The sequence below is a fragment of the Tardiphaga sp. 172_B4_N1_3 genome (assembly GCF_052076035.1).
Classification (GTDB): Bacteria; Pseudomonadota; Alphaproteobacteria; order Rhizobiales; family Xanthobacteraceae; genus Tardiphaga; species Tardiphaga robiniae.
The window spans coordinates 4,785,235-4,801,496 of record NZ_CP197238.1 but is presented as its reverse complement, the minus strand read 5'-3'; the positions used below and the strand labels follow the sequence as shown (position 1 = coordinate 4,801,496).

The 16,262-nt window shown below is 61.3% G+C and carries 17 protein-coding genes; 6 read left to right on the top strand and 11 right to left on the bottom strand.

Annotated elements, in window-relative coordinates; genetic code table 11:
* Positions 1-12: 12 nt before the first annotated feature.
* Positions 13-516 (top strand): RNA pyrophosphohydrolase, encoded by a 504-nt coding sequence (locus AB7783_RS22700; protein WP_068730156.1) that lies wholly within the window; start codon positions 13-15, stop codon positions 514-516.
* Positions 517-523: 7 nt separating this feature from the next.
* Entirely contained in the window at positions 524-1,018 is a 495-nt protein-coding gene (locus tag AB7783_RS22695) for an RNA pyrophosphohydrolase (protein WP_439078783.1), read from the top strand.
* Between the two features lie 43 nt (positions 1,019-1,061).
* On the opposite strand, the gene AB7783_RS22690 is transcribed toward AB7783_RS22695, so the two are convergent.
* The 5 genes from AB7783_RS22690 to AB7783_RS22670 form a co-directional block, all read right to left on the bottom strand.
* Complete coding sequence (locus AB7783_RS22690; protein ID WP_093757757.1) at positions 1,062-1,469, bottom strand: F0F1 ATP synthase subunit epsilon; 408 nt, start codon at positions 1,467-1,469, stop codon at positions 1,062-1,064.
* 120 nt (positions 1,470-1,589) lie between these two features.
* Entirely contained in the window at positions 1,590-3,032 is a 1,443-nt protein-coding gene (gene atpD, locus AB7783_RS22685; protein ID WP_089263243.1) for a F0F1 ATP synthase subunit beta, read from the bottom strand.
* A gap of 76 nt (positions 3,033-3,108) precedes the next feature.
* A complete protein-coding gene (locus AB7783_RS22680; RefSeq protein ID WP_068730146.1) occupies positions 3,109-3,984 on the bottom strand; it encodes a F0F1 ATP synthase subunit gamma in 876 nt (291 codons plus the stop codon).
* A 121-nt stretch (positions 3,985-4,105) separates the two neighbouring features.
* Positions 4,106-5,641, bottom strand: coding sequence for a F0F1 ATP synthase subunit alpha (gene atpA / locus AB7783_RS22675; RefSeq protein WP_068730144.1), 1,536 nt, complete (start codon positions 5,639-5,641; stop codon positions 4,106-4,108).
* On the bottom strand, positions 5,641-6,201 hold the full coding sequence (locus tag AB7783_RS22670; protein WP_089263247.1) for a F0F1 ATP synthase subunit delta: 561 nt from the start codon (positions 6,199-6,201) through the stop codon (positions 5,641-5,643). The genes atpA and AB7783_RS22670 overlap by 1 nt, the downstream gene beginning before the upstream one ends.
* A gap of 693 nt (positions 6,202-6,894) precedes the next feature.
* Here AB7783_RS22670 and AB7783_RS22665 point away from each other — a divergent pair.
* On the top strand, positions 6,895-7,386 hold the full coding sequence (locus AB7783_RS22665) for a septal ring lytic transglycosylase RlpA family protein (RefSeq protein WP_175369293.1): 492 nt from the start codon (positions 6,895-6,897) through the stop codon (positions 7,384-7,386).
* 190 nt (positions 7,387-7,576) lie between these two features.
* Here the strand turns inward: AB7783_RS22665 and AB7783_RS22660 are convergent, their stop codons facing one another.
* Positions 7,577-9,775: a primosomal protein N' gene (locus AB7783_RS22660; protein ID WP_441278854.1), complete on the bottom strand. Its 2,199-nt coding sequence runs from the start codon at positions 9,773-9,775 to the stop codon at positions 7,577-7,579.
* 145 nt (positions 9,776-9,920) lie between these two features.
* Between AB7783_RS22660 and AB7783_RS22655 the strand changes: the two genes are divergently transcribed.
* The 3 genes from AB7783_RS22655 (at position 9,921) to AB7783_RS22645 (ending at position 12,133) form a co-directional block, all read left to right on the top strand.
* Positions 9,921-10,397 (top strand): hypothetical protein, encoded by a 477-nt coding sequence (locus AB7783_RS22655; protein ID WP_441278853.1) that lies wholly within the window; start codon positions 9,921-9,923, stop codon positions 10,395-10,397.
* A 43-nt stretch (positions 10,398-10,440) separates the two neighbouring features.
* Positions 10,441-11,439, top strand: a complete 999-nt coding sequence (locus AB7783_RS22650) for a tyrosine recombinase XerC (RefSeq protein WP_441228288.1) — start codon at positions 10,441-10,443, stop codon at positions 11,437-11,439.
* A 103-nt stretch (positions 11,440-11,542) separates the two neighbouring features.
* Positions 11,543-12,133 (top strand): DUF4337 domain-containing protein, encoded by a 591-nt coding sequence (locus AB7783_RS22645; protein WP_068730131.1) that lies wholly within the window; start codon positions 11,543-11,545, stop codon positions 12,131-12,133.
* 4 nt (positions 12,134-12,137) lie between these two features.
* Here the strand turns inward: AB7783_RS22645 and AB7783_RS22640 are convergent, their stop codons facing one another.
* Genes AB7783_RS22640 through AB7783_RS22620 form a run of 5 tightly spaced genes read right to left on the bottom strand, consistent with a single transcriptional unit; the run spans position 12,138 to position 16,251 of the window.
* Positions 12,138-13,031: an alpha/beta fold hydrolase gene (locus AB7783_RS22640; RefSeq protein WP_441228979.1), complete on the bottom strand. Its 894-nt coding sequence runs from the start codon at positions 13,029-13,031 to the stop codon at positions 12,138-12,140.
* A gap of 27 nt (positions 13,032-13,058) precedes the next feature.
* Positions 13,059-13,589: a hypothetical protein gene (locus tag AB7783_RS22635; RefSeq protein WP_441278852.1), complete on the bottom strand. Its 531-nt coding sequence runs from the start codon at positions 13,587-13,589 to the stop codon at positions 13,059-13,061.
* A 38-nt stretch (positions 13,590-13,627) separates the two neighbouring features.
* Entirely contained in the window at positions 13,628-15,031 is a 1,404-nt protein-coding gene (gene lpdA / locus AB7783_RS22630; RefSeq protein WP_120287627.1) for a dihydrolipoyl dehydrogenase, read from the bottom strand.
* Between the two features lie 45 nt (positions 15,032-15,076).
* Positions 15,077-15,823 carry an SDR family oxidoreductase gene (locus tag AB7783_RS22625; RefSeq protein ID WP_441231050.1) on the bottom strand — a complete coding sequence of 249 codons (747 nt, stop codon included), beginning with the start codon at positions 15,821-15,823 and terminating at the stop codon, positions 15,077-15,079.
* A complete protein-coding gene (locus AB7783_RS22620) occupies positions 15,820-16,251 on the bottom strand; it encodes a VOC family protein (protein ID WP_441231049.1) in 432 nt (143 codons plus the stop codon). Before AB7783_RS22620 ends, AB7783_RS22625 begins: the two co-directional genes overlap by 4 nt.
* Positions 16,252-16,262: the final 11 nt, after the last annotated feature.

Here is a 16,262-nt window from a genome sequence, read left to right as displayed (position 1 = left end):
GGCATTGACGGAATGGCGCGCTACGAAGACCTGCCCTATCGAACTTGTGTCGGAATGATGCTGATCAACCCGCAAGGGCTCGTCTTTATCGGTCGACGTGCCGGCGGTATCGAGCACGTCGATGACATGCATGTCTGGCAGATGCCGCAGGGCGGCGTCGATCCCGGTGAGGACACCTGGGAGGCAGCCAAGCGCGAGCTCTATGAAGAAACCAGTGTCCAATCGGTCGAGAAGCTCGGCGAAGTGCCGGACTGGTTGATCTACGACATTCCCCGCACGGTGGCCGGGCGGGCCTGGAAGGGTCGCTATCGCGGCCAGCGGCAGAAATGGTTCGCCGTACGCTTCACCGGCGATGACAAGGAAATCAACGTCACGCATCCCCCGGGTGGCCACAAGGCCGAGTTCATCAATTGGCGCTGGGAGCCGATGAAGAACCTTCCGGAGCTGATCGTGCCGTTCAAGCGCCCCGTCTATGAGCGGGTGGTGAAGGAATTTGCCGGTCTGGCGGACGGCTAGTACTGGAATGACGGACAACCGGCCCTATCGCCCCAATGTGGGCGTCGCACTGTTCAATGCCGACGGCAAAGTTCTGATCGGCCGCCGTTTCAAGGATGACGGGCCAGAGATCATCCTGCCGGGCCTGGAATGGCAGATGCCTCAGGGTGGTATCGATCCCGACGAAGATCCTCGCGTCGCCGTGATGCGCGAATTATGGGAAGAGACTGGCGTCAGCCATGCCGACTATCTCGGCGAGACCGGCTGGATGACCTACGACTTCATCCCGTTCGAGAACCCCAGCCATCGCTTTGCGCAGTTCCGCGGGCAACGGCAGAAGTGGTTTGCACTGAAATTCACCGGGGATGATGCCGAAGTCGATCCGCTCACGCCGCGCAACGGTCAACCGCCTGAATTCGACGCCTGGCGTTGGGAGCGGCTGGATCGCGTCGCGGATCTCGTGGTGCCGTTCCGGCGGGAGGTCTATCGCGCCGTGGCCGAGAGTTTCGCGAAATTTGTCTGAAGCCAAGCCCTGACGAAACGAAGCGCTACCCGGGCTATAGCGCTTAGTGCATCGCCGTTGAGGTGATGTGCTGCTGGATGACCTTGAAGTGGTCGAGGCGCTCGATGGCGCGGTCCAGAGCGGAGCCTTCCTTCTCGGCCAGCTTCTCTTCCATCTCGGCGATGTCCTTGGCGAAAGCTTCGCGGTCCAGCTCGGCGATCGACGTCGCGACGTCAGCAAGAACCGTCAAGCCCTTGTCCGAGACTTCGGCAAGGCCGCCGAGCACAATGATCTTCTCATGCTTGCCACCGTTGGTGACAGTCATGATGCCCGGACGCAACGCAATCACCACAGGTGCGTGGCCGGCCATCACGCCGACATCACCCTCAGCGCCCGGGATATCGACCTGCTCGACTTCGCCTGTGAAAGCGAGCTTTTCCGGCGAGACGAGATCGAAGTGGAACGTGGCCATCGGTAGCTACTCTCTTGGCTGTCACCCGCGAACACGGTCCGCGGTCTATCAGTCAGAATCTGCAGTCGGAACAATTCAATCCGCTGCCGGGCAGAGCCCGACAGCGGCAATCTTCTTTGATCAAGCGGCTTCCGCAGCCAGCTTCTTGCCCTTCTCGACGGCTTCTTCGATCGCACCGACCATGTAGAAGGCGGCTTCCGGCAGATGATCGTACTTGCCTTCGCAGATCGCGCGGAAACCCTTGATGGTGTCGGCGAGCTCGACGAACTTGCCCGGCGAACCCGTGAAGATTTCAGCGACGAAGAACGGCTGCGACAGGAAGCGCTCGATCTTGCGGGCGCGGGCCACGGCCAGCTTGTCCTCTTCCGACAGTTCGTCCATGCCGAGAATGGCGATGATGTCCTGCAGCGACTTGTACTTCTGCAGCACCTGCTGAACCATACGCGCGGTCTCGTAGTGCTCCTGGCCGACGATCAGCGGGGACAGCATGCGCGAGGTGGAGTCGAGCGGATCCACTGCGGGGTAGATGCCCTTTTCCGAAATCGCACGGTTGAGCACGGTCGTCGCGTCCAAATGGGCGAACGAGGTCGCGGGCGCCGGATCGGTCAAGTCGTCGGCCGGAACGTAGATGGCCTGCACCGAGGTGATCGAACCCTTATGCGTGGTGGTGATACGCTCCTGCAGCGCGCCCATGTCGGTCGCGAGAGTTGGCTGGTAACCCACCGCCGAAGGAATGCGGCCGAGCAGCGCCGACACTTCCGAACCTGCCTGGGTGAAGCGGAAGATATTGTCGATAAAGAACAGCACGTCCTGGCCCTGATCGCGGAAGTGCTCGGCGACGGTCAGACCGGACAGAGCAACGCGCATGCGGGCGCCCGGAGGCTCGTTCATCTGGCCGAACACGAGAGCGCACTTCGACTTCACGGCCGGATCCGGATTGTGCGGATCGGCGTTCACCTTGGACTCGATGAACTCGTGATAGAGATCGTTACCTTCGCGGGTACGCTCGCCGACGCCGGCGAACACCGAGTTGCCGCCGTGCGCCTTCGCGACGTTGTTGATCAGTTCCTGAATGAGAACCGTCTTGCCGACGCCGGCGCCGCCGAACAGGCCGATCTTGCCGCCCTTGGCGTAAGGCGCAAGCAGATCGACGACCTTGATGCCCGTGACGAGAATTTCAGCCTCGGTGGACTGCTCGGTATACATCGGCGCTTCCTGATGGATAGCGCGGTTGCCTTCCGAAGCGATCGGACCGCCTTCATCGATCGGCTCGCCGATCACGTTCATGATACGGCCAAGGGTGCCGACGCCAACTGGAACCTGGATCGGCGAGCCAGTGTCGGTGACTTCCTGACCGCGGACCAGACCTTCAGTGGTGTCCATCGCGATGGTGCGGACGGTCGATTCGCCGAGATGCTGGGCGACTTCGAGAACCAGGCGGTTGCCACCGTTCTTGGTTTCGATCGCGTTCAGAATTGCGGGCAGGTAGCCTTCGAACTGCACGTCGACGACGGCGCCGATGACCTGGGTGATACGTCCGGTCTGGTTGGCGGATGCGGCCATGAAAACTTCTCCATAAACTTCAAGGACTCGGAAGTCCGAAACTTGAACGGCGGCCCATGAGGCCGGAAGGTTGTTGTTAGATCGCCTCGGCGCCGGAGATGATTTCGATCAGCTCCTTCGTAATCATCGCCTGGCGGGTGCGGTTGTAGATCAATGTCTGCTTGCGGATCATGTCGCCGGCGTTGCGCGTAGCGTTGTCCATCGAGCTCATCTGCGCGCCGTAGAACGAAGCGTTGTTCTCGAGCAGAGCGCGGAAGATCTGCACCGCAAGATTGCGCGGCAGCAGGCCGTCGAGGATCTCATCTTCGGCAGGCTCGTAGTCGTAGCTCGGCGTTGGGCCGGCATCGGCTTTAGGCGCCTCGACCACCAGGGGAATGATCTGCTGGGCGGTCGGGATTTGCGCGATCACCGACTTGAAGCGGGAATAGAACAGCGTGCAGACGTCGAATTCGCCAGTGTTGAAGAGTTCGAGAACCTTCTTGGCGATGTCGTTGGCATTGACGAAGCCGAGCTGACGCACCGAACGCAGTTCGAGATGACCGACGATCTGCTTGTCGAAGTTACGGCGCAGTTGCTCGTAGCCCTTGCGGCCAACGCAGAAGAATTTGACCGTCTTGCCCTGGTTCATCAGCGCCAGTGCGCGTTCGCGCGCCAGACGGACGATCGAGGAATTGAAAGCGCCGCACAGGCCACGCTCGCCGGTGCAGACCAGCAGCAGATGAACCTGATCCTTGCCGGTGCCGACGAGCAGCGCCGGGCCGGAGCCTGCCGTTGTAGCGCCGGCAATGCTGGCGATCACGGTATCCATCTTCTCGGCGTAAGGACGTGCAGCTTCGGCAGCGGTCTGCGCACGACGCAGCTTCGACGCTGCGACCATCTGCATCGCCTTGGTGATCTTCTGCGTCGCCTTGGTCGAGGCGATGCGGACGCGCATGTCTTTAAGTGAGGCCATTCTCAGTCCACCCCGGCGATCTGGCCGTTTGGCCGATCGCGAACCTCTCGTTCGAAACGCCCGACCTCGTGCCGGACATCAACGCGAATGGCCGGCGGGAGCCGGCCATTCATTGACAGTATTAAGCAGCGTAGGTCTTCGCGAAGCCTTCGACGACGGCCTTGAGCTGGGCGGCGACGTCATCCTTGAGATCGCGGCTGTCGCGGATCGCGTTGAGGATCTCGACGTTCTTGCCGCGCAGCAGCGACAGAAGACCGTCTTCGAAGCCCCGAACCTTGGCGATCGGCAGAGTGTCGAGATAGCCGTTGGTGCCGGCCCAGATCACGCAAACCTGCTCTTCCATCTTCAGCGGCGAGAACTGCGGCTGCTTCAGGAGTTCGGTCAGACGTGCGCCGCGGTTCAGCAGGCGCTGGGTCGAAGCGTCGAGGTCCGAGCCGAACTGCGCAAAGGCCGCCATCTCGCGGTACTGCGCGAGCTCACCCTTGATCTTGCCGGCGACCTTCTTCATCGCCTTGGTCTGCGCGGCGGAGCCGACGCGCGACACGGACAGACCGACGTTCACGGCAGGGCGGATGCCCTGGAAGAACAGATCGGTTTCAAGGAAGATCTGACCGTCAGTGATCGAAATCACGTTGGTCGGAATGTAGGCGGACACGTCGTTGGCCTGGGTTTCGATGACCGGCAGCGCCGTCAGCGAACCATTGCCCTGGGAATCATTGAGCTTCGCAGCGCGTTCGAGCAGACGCGAGTGAAGATAGAACACGTCGCCCGGATAGGCTTCGCGGCCTGGCGGACGGCGCAGCAGCAGCGACATCTGGCGGTAAGCAACGGCCTGCTTCGAGAGATCATCATAGATGATGACGGCGTGCATGCCGTTGTCGCGGAAGAATTCGCCGATCGTGCAGCCGGTGAACGGCGCGATATACTGCATCGGAGCCGGATCGGAAGCGGTCGCAGCGACGACGACGGAGTATTCCATCGCACCCTGCTCTTCGAGCACCTTCACGAACTGAGCGACGGTCGAACGCTTCTGACCGACGGCGACGTACACGCAGTACAGCTTCTGGCTCTCGGGAGCGCCAGCAACGTTCAGCGACTTCTGATTCAGGATGGTGTCGAGCGCGATTGCGGTCTTGCCGGTCTGACGGTCACCGATGATCAGCTCGCGCTGGCCACGGCCGACCGGGATCAGAGCGTCGACCGACTTCAGGCCGGTTGCCATCGGCTCGTTGACCGACTTGCGCGGAATGATGCCCGGTGCCTTGACGTCGACGCGCATACGCTTGTCGGCCTGGATCGGACCCTTGCCATCGATCGGATTGCCGAGCGCGTCGACCACGCGGCCGAGCAGACCCTTGCCAACCGGCGCGTCCACGATCGAACGGGTGCGCTTAACAGTCTGGCCTTCTTTAATTTCGCGGTCAGCGCCGAAAATAACGACACCGACGTTGTCGGTTTCGAGGTTCAGCGCCATGCCGCGGGTGCCGTTCTCGAATTCGACCATTTCACCAGCCTGGACGTTGTCGAGGCCGTAGACGCGGGCAATGCCGTCGCCGACGGACAACACCTGTCCGACTTCAGAAACTTCAGCTTCCTGGCCGAAATTCTTGATCTGGTCTTTGAGGATCGCGGAAATTTCTGCGGCGCGGATGTCCATCAGCCTGCCTCTTTCATCGAGTGCTTGATCGAGTTGAGTTTGGTGCGAAGCGAGCTGTCCACCATGCGGCTGCCGAGCTTAACGACAAGCCCGCCGATGATGGACGGATCGACTTTCACGTTGAGCGCGACGTCCTTGCCCGTCACTGACTTCAGCGCGGTCTTGAGAGCGTCGAGATTCTTGTCACTGAGCGGCTCGGCGACGGTGACGTCAGCCGTGGCTTCGCCCTTAAACTTGGCTACCAGCGCATTGAAGCCGCGGGCCACGTCGCCAATGGCGAACAGGCGGCGGTTGGCGGTGAGGACCTTGAGAAAGTTGGCGGTGATGCCGGTAATTCCGGCTTTCTCCAGAACCGAAGCGAGGGCCTTGCCCTGAATCTCGGCAGAGAACACCGGACTGCGAACCAGTCGCGCCAGGTCGGCGCTGTCGGCCAGCATCGCTGCGAATTTGTCGAGATCGGCCTTCACCGCATCGACGGACTTTTCGTCACGCGCCAGCTCAAACAGAGCCGTTGCATAACGACCGGACATTCCCGAAACCGACGGATCTTGTGTTGCCACGAATTGCGCTCTTCAGGCTGTCAAACTCGCAAGGGAATAACTATCGCCTGAATGTGGCGCCTAGCGATCCAAGTCCTTGGAATTCAAGCGGGACTTCGATTTTTAGGTCACAACAAAATGTCGTGACCCGTTCAAATCGCGGCTTTGCTAACATAGCCCGCGCGCTGGTGCAACGCGACGAAAGCGTTTGATGATGCCTTGTCGCAGGCCCTCGCAAAGAATCATTTCAGGGAGATGTGACGCGCCAATCGGGTCGCTGACGGAGTGTTCATCGTCCATCTCCGAGGCGGAATTTCTTATTCCGCATGACGGTACACGGTGCCGATTCTTTTGAATCACGCAACGTCGAGTACGGTGAGTCGGCAATTGAAATCGCGGCGGGCAGCGCGGCGTGCGCGTTTCATGTCACCGTTTCGGACTGCTTAACATTTACTTACCGAATGCTATCCATGCACGGCGATCACTTAGCTATTCAGTATAGTTATGTAATGTGCAGTATATTTAATAGTTAAAAATTCATTAAAGCGGCTCATTAGGCATGTTCTGTTCCATCACAAGATATTTCATCTGGTCATGGAACGATTGCGTTGCCTATTTTACGCCTCATTACGTCGTCAAACGCTCAGCCAATGAAATTGGGACGGGGGTCCACTTGCCACATTTGTGGCAATACTGTCTGAGGGACAACAACTTATGCTGCGTTACGGAAAATCGACGCTGGGCGCTATCGCCCGGCCGCGTACGGCAATCGCTGTCATGACTGCCGCTCTTGTTCTCGGGGGAACGGTTTCAGAGGCTTCGGCCAAATCCCGGCACCATCGCCATCACCACAAGCACCATCACGTCGCCAAGGCTTCGCCGTCGCTGTTCGATGCCAATGCGTCGATCGCGCCGACCACCGGCGGCCGTAGCTTCTCTGGCGTTGCGTCTTATTACGGCAATGAGTCCGGCAGCCGCACCGCGTCGGGTCAGCGCTTCAATCAGAATGCGATGACCGCCGCGCATCGTTCGCTGCCGTTCGGCACCAAGCTGCGCGTGACCCATGGCGGTCGCAGCGTTGTCGTCACCGTCAATGATCGCGGACCATTCATCCGTGGCCGCGTACTCGACCTGTCGAAAGGCGCAGCGAGCGCGATCGGTTTGACTGGGCGTGGCGTCGGCCGCGTCGTTGCGGAAGTCATGTAAGCAAGACAAACGCGTCGCGTCCCTGATCTTCCAAGTTCAGTAGCGTTGTGTGTGTATTGAGTAGAGTAAGCGTTGAGTAAAAGAGCCTGCTGTCATCAAAAGACAGCAGGCTTTTTTTGTTTTTGCGTTGTCAATTCACACCGTCATTCCAGGTTCGCTCGCAAGAGTGAGCCTTCCGGAATGACGAAGCTCAAAGAAAGCTCTGCGGATCGACATCGACTTCGAGCTTTAGGTTGCCTGTAGGCTTTGGGCCGTGCGCCAGCCAGTCGCGGAGATAGTGCGACAGGTCGACATTGCGCGCCGACTTCACCAGCAGGCGAAAACGATAGCGGCCTTTGATCACGGCGAGCGGTGCTTCGGCGGGGCCGAGCACCATGATGCGCTCGTCGATCGGTGCTACGGCGGCGAGCTTGCGCGCATAGCCCTCCGTGGTTGGCCGCTCCCCGCCTGAGATGATCAGGCTCGCCAGTCGACCGAAGGGTGGATAGCCCGCGCGCTCGCGGGCCTCGATCTCGCTGGCGTAAAACGCTTCGCGGTCGTTTGCGATCAGCGCCTTCATCACCGGATGTTCCGGCTGATGGGTCTGCAGATAGCCGATGCCGCGGCCCTGTTCACGTCCGGCGCGGCCGATGACCTGATTGAGCATCTGATAGGTGCGCTCCGCGGCGCGCGGATCGCCATTGCCGAGGCCTAGATCGGCGTCGATGACGCCAACCAGATTGAGCCGCGGGAAGTTATGGCCCTTGGCCACGAGTTGCGTGCCGATGATGACATCGACACGGCCCTCTGCGATCTCGGCCAGCTCCGTGCGCATCGCATCGATCGACGTAATAAGATCGCTCGACAGCACCATGGTGCGCGCGTCCGGGAACAGGCTCGCCGCTTCCTCCTGCAAGCGCTCGACGCCCGGGCCAACGGCGACCAGCGATTCTTCGGCCTGGCAATGCGGGCATTGATGCGGGCGATGCATCGAGAAACCGCAGTGGTGGCACACCAACCGCTGCCGAAAGCGATGATCGACCAACCACGCATCGCAGATCGTGCAGGCAAACCGGTGTCCGCAGCCGCGGCACAGCGTCAGCGGCGCATAACCGCGGCGATTGAGGAACAGCAGCGCCTGTTCCTTGCGCTCGATGGCGATCTGGATTTTCCCGGCGAGGCGCGGTGCGATGAAGCGGCCGCGCATCGGCCCTTCGCGGCGCAGGTCGATGGCTTCGATATGCGGCATGTGCTGGCCGCCGAAGCGCGATGGCAGAGCGATGCGCTGATAGCGCCCCTTGCGCGCGTTGACCTCGGACTCGACCGATGGCGTGGCAGAAGCGAGCACGATGGGGATCTTCGCAATCGATGCGCGCACCACCGCCATATCGCGGGCGTGGTAATGCGCGCCTTCGTCCTGCTTGTAGGCTTGGTCATGTTCCTCATCGACGATGATCAGGCCGAGTTTCGCGTAAGGCAGAAACAGCGCCGAACGCGCACCGACGATGACATGGGCCTCGCCATTGGCGATCGACGCCCAGTTGCGCGCGCGGGTGCGCGGTGTCAGTTCGGAATGCCACTCCAGCGGCCGCACGCCGAAGCGTTTTGAGAAGCGCTCCAGGAATTGCCCCGTCAGCGCAATTTCGGGCATCAGGATCAGCACCTGTTCGCCGCGCCTGATCACCTCGGCAACCGCCTCGAAATACACCTCGGTCTTGCCGGAGCCGGTGACACCGTCGAGCAGGGCGGCGTGAAAATCTCCCTTGGCGGCGAAGGTCCGCATCGCCTCAGCCGCGACGGCCTGGTCATCTGAAAAGTCTGGTTCGGCGAAGGTGGGATCAGGCGCTGGCGGCGGCAGCGCGCGGGGCATGGCTTCAATAGCAAGCGTGCCTTCATCGACGAGGCCGTCGATTACGCCTGCGCTGACGCCGGCCTCCTTGGCTGCCTCAGACTTCGCGTGCAGCAACCCGTCCGATAGGATCTCGATCAGCCGTGCGCGTGCCGAGGTCATGCGCTTGGGCACTTCGCCGACCAGGCGGACGCCCATGCGCACTCGCTCTGGGCCGAGATGCTCGCCCATCCGCAGCGTCATCTTCATGACCATGCCGCGTGCGGACAGAGTGTAATTCGCCACCCAGTCGACCAGGCTGCGCAATTCCTGCTTCAGCGGGGGGACATCGAATTTTTCGCCAACCTCTTTCAGGCGGTTGTGCAGGCGGGGGTCGGGATTGGCATTTTCTGCCCAGACCACGCCGATCACCTCGCGGGCGCCGAGTGGCACGCTGACGACATCGCCGGGCTGCAGATCGAGGCCACGAGGCACGCGATAGGAATAAGCCTGGTTCAGCGCGACCGGCACCAGCACGTCAACGACGCCAGACGATGTTTTGGTGCGCGCAGCTTCGTCCATCGGCGGAATCAGACTCGAAATGGGGTATCCGCTAACCTAAGCTCGCGGTGCGGGCCGGACCAGTGCCGGCCGTGTGGCCCGGTCTTATGACCGATGGGCCGCCGCGACAATGAAACAAAAACAATAAGCCAAAGGGAGACCCTTCATGGGCCACAGGCTCGCCGGGGCAATCGCCTCATTCGTTATGTTTTCCGCCGTCGTGATACCTGCCCTGGCGCAGGACCGGATGCCGCCGATCCCGGCCGACAAATACACCGAAGCGCAGAAGAGAGCCGCCGAGGAGTTCGCCGGCGGCCGGGGCTACGAGGTCCGTGGCCCCTTCGTGCCGCTGATTCGCAGCCCGGAAGTGATGCTGCGCGCCAAGGCGATGGGCGATCATCTCAGGTTCAAGAGCGTACTGGCGCCGCGGCTCAGCGAAATGATCATCCTGATCACCGCACGCGAATGGACCCAGCAATATGAGTGGGTTGCGCATCATGACATCGCGATCAAGGCCGGCCTGCGCAACGACATCGCCGATGCGATTGCCGATGGCCGGCGTCCTGTTGGCATGGCCGAGGACGAAGAGGCCGCCTACGACATGTCGATCGAAATTCACCAAAGTGAAACGAGCAGGGTGTGATAATCTCCGCCCGTTCGCGTACCGCGAACTGCAAGGCATCCCGATGGCCAAGCTTTCCGACAAGAAACCAGCCGAAGCCAAATCAGGTGGGCCGGCGCCGATCGACCTCATCTGTGCGGATGCCGACGTCTCGCTGCAGATGACGCGGTGGCTGTCACATCTCCGCGCCGAGCGGCGGCTGTCGCCAAAGACGCTCGAAGCCTATGCGCGCGACGTCCGGCAGTTTCTGACATTTCTCGCCGAACACTGGGGCGCGCTCGTCTCGCTGCCGCGTTTCGCCAAGCTGGAGACCAGCGATGTCCGTGCCTTCATGGCGGCGCGGCGCGGCGATGATATCGGCGGCCGCTCGCTGATGCGCGCGCTGGCCGGTCTACGGTCATTCGGTCGTTTTCTAGAGCGCGAAGGCAAGGGCAATGTCGGTGCGTTGTCCGCGATTCGCGCGCCGAAAATCGGCAAGAGCCTGCCGAAACCGTTGCAGATGGTCTCGGCCAAGCGCCTCGCCGATGCGGATGAGCGCGCGGGCGAAAATCGCGATCCGTGGATCTGGGCGCGCGACGCCGCAGTCATGGCATTGCTGTATGGTTCGGGCTTGCGTATCTCCGAAGCCCTTGGTCTGTCGCGCCGCGATGTGCCGGCACCCGGTGCCGGTGACGTACTGATCGTCAATGGCAAAGGCAACAAGACCCGCATGGTACCCGTGTTGCAGAATGTGCTGGAGCTCATCGCCGACTATGCGGCGCAGTGTCCGCACCCGCTGCCTGCCGAAGGACCGATGTTTGTCGGTGCGCGGGGCGGCCCGCTCAGTCCCCGGATCATCCAGTTGACCATGGAGCGGATGCGCGGCGCGCTCGGCCTGCCCGACAGCGCCACGCCGCACGCGCTGCGCCATTCCTTTGCCACCCATCTGCTGACTCGCGGTGGTGACCTCCGCGCGATCCAGGAATTGCTCGGCCACGCCTCGCTGTCGACCACACAGATCTATACCGGCATCGACACCGAGCGGTTGTTCGAGGTCTACAAGACCGCACACCCGCGAGCGTAGGGCCAGGCAAACCCCAGCTGTAGTAGAAGTGTCATGAGCTGCCCCTTGCGAAGTCGCCGCGGTTCGGTCAAATCGACACATCGACCAACCGGAGGGGATTACGATGGGTGCGCACGAAAGTATGGAGCACGCGGAGCATGCCGAGCATGCGTCCGGCTCGAACAAGAATATTGCACTGCTGATTGCCGTGATCGCGCTGTTTCTGGCGTTCTCGGAAACCCTCGGCAAGGGCGCGCAAACCGAATCCATCAGCAAGAACGTCGAGGCATCCAACCTCTGGGCGTTCTTCCAGGCCAAAAGCATCCGCCGCACCGTCGTTCAGGCGACATCGGACCAGGCCAGGCTCAGCCTCGGCCTGATGGGTGACGATGCCGCCAAGGCCGCACTGTCCAAGCAGATCGACGACTGGAAGAAGACCGCGGATCGTTACCGCTCCGAGCCGGAGACTGGCGAAGGCTCCGAACAACTCGCCGCCCGTGCCAAGGAAGCCGAGCACGCGCGCGACCTCGCAATGGCGCGTTATCATCACTATGAAGTGGCCTCCGCCGCATTCCAGATCGGCATTGTGCTGGCGTCGGCCACGATCATCACCGGCATGATCGCGCTGGCCTGGGTATCAGGTGCACTGGCAATTGCCGGCGTCGCCTTTACCGCGATCGGCCTGTTCGCGCCGCATGCGGTTCATCTCATGTAACGACTTAAGCCGAAGCGGTCCGGCATAGCTGCAGGACCGCTTCGGAAAAGGCCTTGGGCGCTTCCTGCGGTACATTGTGGCCAACGCCCGCGATGACGCGGCGCTCGTAAGGGCCCGTAAAATACTGGCCGTGATTCTCGGAATTCCTTACGGGTCCAATACCATCGTCAGCGCCGTGCAGAACGATAGTCGGGACATCGATCTTCGGCTGCGCCGCAAGCTGGGTCTCCAGAAAAGCATAATTCGGATCGCCGGCGACGCTGCCGGTACGGTGCATATAAGAGTGCACGACCACATCGACGAAGTCATCGTTGTCGAAGGCCGATGCCGAGCGCTCGAATGTCGCGTCGTCGAACGCCCAGCTCGGCGACCACATCTTCCAGAGCAGTTTGGCTAGTGCGTCGCGGTTCTGGATCAGGCCGTTGCGGCCGCGTTCGGTATGGAAATAATACTGATACCACTGTCGCGCTTCCTGCTCGGGAGCGGATGGCCGCGCCGCATTCGTCAGGTCCTGGATGTTGTAGCCGGTGCAACTGACGAGACCGTGTACGCGTTCGGGCCATAGCGCGGAGACGACGCAGGCCGCGCGCCCGCCCCAGTCATAGCCTGCGACAACAGCCTTGCCGATACGCAGCGCGTTCATCAGCTCCAGCAGATCCTGTCCGAGCGCAGCCTGTTGCCCCGAGCGGATGGTCGCGCTGGAAAGAAACCGCGTTGGCCCATAGCCACGCAGATAGGGCACGATGGTGCGGAAGCCAGCGGCGTTGATGATGTCGACCGCGTCGTCATAGCCTCTGATGTCATAGGGAAAACCATGCATCAGCAGGACGGGTAGGCCGTCATTCGGTCCGCTATGTTCATAAGCAATATCGAGAAGGGGAGTTTGGATGCGTGCCAGTTCAGCCAAGTTGCTCTCCCGTTCGGTCTACCGCGCCGAATGCGCCCGATGACGCAGCCGTTGTACCAGCCGCATCCAACGCGATGATGAATTGGAGCGGAACACCGCCATCGCCGCCTTGATTCTTGCAGTCACAGGCGCGACCAATTCGCCAGCCCGGCGGCGGATGTCGAGAACGAATTCGTAGAGCTTCCGAAACCAGTTCATCTGCAGCAGCTTCGGCCGCGTCACATCGAAGATGAACGCGGCGACGCCGACGCCGAGAAACTTGCTGAACACGATGAGCGCGAAAGCGCTGATCCAATACTGATGCATGAGCAGCCAGGCGCCGGCCAGCTTCAACGGAAACAGCAGGATCGCCGGAATAATAAACACGGCCAGCGTCAACATCGGCGACAGCCGCGCGATCCGCGCGGCCAGCCATTCCTTGAATGCGCGCAGCGGAATCGCTGCAACGATGCGTGCGACGACCGGTTCGAGATGATCCCACAGCCACGCCTCGATCAGGAAGATCAAGGCCAGGAAGAACCATAGCGGCTGCAGCACGCGTCGCATCATGGCGTTTGTCTCCCAGCCGGCGTCGCGCCGGCCGTGACTCACATATGGATAGCGCGCTTGGCTACTGCAAATGCAGCTTCCTTCACCGCCTCGGAGCGGGTCGGATGGGCATGGCAGGTGCGGGCCAGATCTTCGGCGGAACCGCCGAATTCCATCAGCACGCAGGCCTCGTGGATCATTTCGCCGACTTCGCGGCCGATCATATGCACGCCGAGCACGCGATCGGTCTTCGCATCTGCGAGAATCTTCACGAAACCATCGGTGGTCTGGTTGACCTTGGAGCGGCCATTGGCCGTGAACGGGAACTTGCCGACATTGTAAGCGATACCGGCAGCCTTGAGCTCTTCCTCGGTCTTGCCGACGGCGGCGACTTCCGGCGTGGTGTAGACGACGCCCGGGATTACGTCATAGTTCACATGACCAGCCTGACCTGCAAGAATCTCGGCGCAGGCAACGCCTTCGTCTTCCGCCTTGTGCGCCAGCATCGGGCCCGCGACGACGTCGCCGATAGCGTAGACGCCCTTCACATTGCTTGAGAAGTGATGGTCGATCTTGACGCGGCCGCGCTCGTCGAGTTCGACGCCAGCTTCCTTGAGGCCAAGTGCTTCGGTGTAAGCCACGCGTCCGATCGCCACGAGAATCACGTCGGCTTCGATGGACTCGGCAGCGCCGCCCGCGGCTGGCTCGATCTGCGCCTTCAGTTTCTTACCGGACGTATCGACGCCGGTGACCTTGGCGCCGAGCTTGAAGGTCATGCCCTGCTTCTCGAGCATGCGCTGGAACTGCTTAGCGACTTCGCCATCCATGCCGGGCAGGATACGGTCGAGGAATTCCACGACGGTGACTTCGGCGCCGAGGCGGCGCCACACCGAGCCGAGTTCGAGGCCGATCACGCCGGCGCCGACCACGATCATCTTCTCCGGCACCTTGTCGAGGGACAGTGCGCCGGTCGACGACACGATGCGCTTCTCGTCGATCTCGATGCCCTTCAGCTTGGCGACGTCAGAGCCGGTAGCGATGACAATGTTCTTTGTCTCCAGCGTCTGGGCCTTGCCGTCGGCGCCGCTGACTTCGACCTTGCCGGTGCCGAGCACACGGCCGGTGCCCATCACGACGTCGATCTTGTTCTTCTTCATCAGGAATTCGACACCCTTGACGTTGCCGTCGATGCCTTGCTGCTTGAAGTTCATCAGCGCCGGAAGATCGAGCGTCGGGGCGGACACCTTGATGCCCATCTTGGCGAAGGAGTGGCCGGCTTCCTCAAAAAGCTCCGACGAATAGAGCAAAGCCTTCGAGGGCATGCAGCCGATGTTCAGGCACGTACCGCCCAGCGTGCTGTTCTTCTCGACGACGGCGACCTTCATGCCGAGCTGGGCCGCGCGAATCGCGCAGACATAACCACCGGGTCCGGTGCCGATAACAACGAGGTCGTAAGAAGCCATGATGCAGTCCTGTATTGTCTTCAGATGATATGGGGCGTCAGGGCCTCAGCGGCCACCGGACACGTCGAGAATGGTGGATGTAACGTAAGAAGCCTCGTCCGAGAGCAACCAGACGATGGCATTGGCAACTTCATCCGCAGTACCGACGCGCTTCATCGGGACGTTGACGGACAGACGATGCGCGCGATCCGGCTCGCCGCCTGATGCGTGGATATCAGTATCGATCAGACCGGGCCGAATGCCGGCAACGCGAATCCCTTCGGCTGCGACTTCGTATCCCAATCCGATGGTGAAGGAATCGATCGCGCCTTTCGACGCGGCATAGTCGACATAAGTGTTCGGCGCACCCAGTTTGGCGGCTACCGATGACAGATTGACGATGACGCCACCCTTGCCGCCATGCTTGGTCGACATCCGCTTCACGGCTTCGCGGGCGCAGAGAATGCTTCCGGTGACATTCACCGTCATCATGTTGGCGATGCGTTCGGCAGTCATCTGATCGACGCGGATGGAAGGGCCGACAATGCCGGCATTGTTGACCAGGGCGCCGAGAGGACCAAAGGCGTCCGCTGCCTTGAACAGCGCAAGAATGTCAGCCTCGGAGCCGACATCGCATTTCACCGCGATGGCCTTGCCGTTGGTCGCTTCGATCTTTGAAACAACCTCATTCGCGGCCGCTTCGTTGCTGGCATAGCCGACCACGACCTTGAAGCCACGTGAGGCCGCCAGCAGCGCGGTGGAACGACCGATGCCGCGGCTTCCGCCGGTAATGATGATGACGTTGTCGCTCATGCGTCGCTCCCGGTGAGTGCGGCGTTGAAGGACCAGATGTGTCCGAATGGATCGCGAATGGTACCGTAGCGGGCACCCCAAAAAACATCCTGAGGCGCCATCACGACTTCTGCTCCCGATGTTTCCGCGCGGGCGATCGCGGCGTCGACATCTTCAGGCTTGGGCAGATTGATATTGATCGTCATGCCAGCGCCGCCGCGGGTCTGCGGCGACAGGATGTGGCCACCAAACTCGGGAAATTCGTCATGCAGCATAACTTCGCTGCCGAACATTTCGAGATTGGCGTGCATGACCCGCTTGCCGTCGTCGGCCATTGCGTGGAACGAACACTTCGCGCCAAGCGCCTTCTCATAGAAGGCAATGGCCTCAAGCCCACCCTTGACGCAAAGGTGGGCCTGAATTGGCGGAGGGGTCGGTCCGAACGCCATGGCGACCTCGG

Excerpts from the sequence above, each read along its gene's own strand:
- AB7783_RS22680 (WP_068730146.1), bottom strand. The coding sequence starts at position 3,984 with ATGGCCTCACTTAAAGACATGCGCGTCCGCATCGCCTCGACCAAGGCG.
- AB7783_RS22625 (WP_441231050.1), bottom strand. The coding sequence starts at position 15,823 with ATGAGCGACAACGTCATCATCATTACCGGCGGAAGCCGCGGCATCGGT.
- atpA (WP_068730144.1), bottom strand. The coding sequence starts at position 5,641 with ATGGACATCCGCGCCGCAGAAATTTCCGCGATCCTCAAAGACCAGATC.
- AB7783_RS22635 (WP_441278852.1), bottom strand. The coding sequence starts at position 13,589 with ATGATGCGACGCGTGCTGCAGCCGCTATGGTTCTTCCTGGCCTTGATC.
- atpD (WP_089263243.1), bottom strand. The coding sequence starts at position 3,032 with ATGGCCGCATCCGCCAACCAGACCGGACGTATCACCCAGGTCATCGGC.
- AB7783_RS22665 (WP_175369293.1), top strand. The coding sequence starts at position 6,895 with ATGCTGCGTTACGGAAAATCGACGCTGGGCGCTATCGCCCGGCCGCGT.
- AB7783_RS22695 (WP_439078783.1), top strand. The coding sequence starts at position 524 with ATGACGGACAACCGGCCCTATCGCCCCAATGTGGGCGTCGCACTGTTC.
- AB7783_RS22690 (WP_093757757.1), bottom strand. The coding sequence starts at position 1,469 with ATGGCCACGTTCCACTTCGATCTCGTCTCGCCGGAAAAGCTCGCTTTC.
- AB7783_RS22620 (WP_441231049.1), bottom strand. The coding sequence starts at position 16,251 with ATGGCGTTCGGACCGACCCCTCCGCCAATTCAGGCCCACCTTTGCGTC.
- AB7783_RS22655 (WP_441278853.1), top strand. The coding sequence starts at position 9,921 with ATGGGCCACAGGCTCGCCGGGGCAATCGCCTCATTCGTTATGTTTTCC.
- lpdA (WP_120287627.1), bottom strand. The coding sequence starts at position 15,031 with ATGGCTTCTTACGACCTCGTTGTTATCGGCACCGGACCCGGTGGTTAT.
- AB7783_RS22650 (WP_441228288.1), top strand. The coding sequence starts at position 10,441 with ATGGCCAAGCTTTCCGACAAGAAACCAGCCGAAGCCAAATCAGGTGGG.
- AB7783_RS22700 (WP_068730156.1), top strand. The coding sequence starts at position 13 with ATGGCGCGCTACGAAGACCTGCCCTATCGAACTTGTGTCGGAATGATG.
- AB7783_RS22660 (WP_441278854.1), bottom strand. The coding sequence starts at position 9,775 with ATGGACGAAGCTGCGCGCACCAAAACATCGTCTGGCGTCGTTGACGTG.
- AB7783_RS22645 (WP_068730131.1), top strand. The coding sequence starts at position 11,543 with ATGGGTGCGCACGAAAGTATGGAGCACGCGGAGCATGCCGAGCATGCG.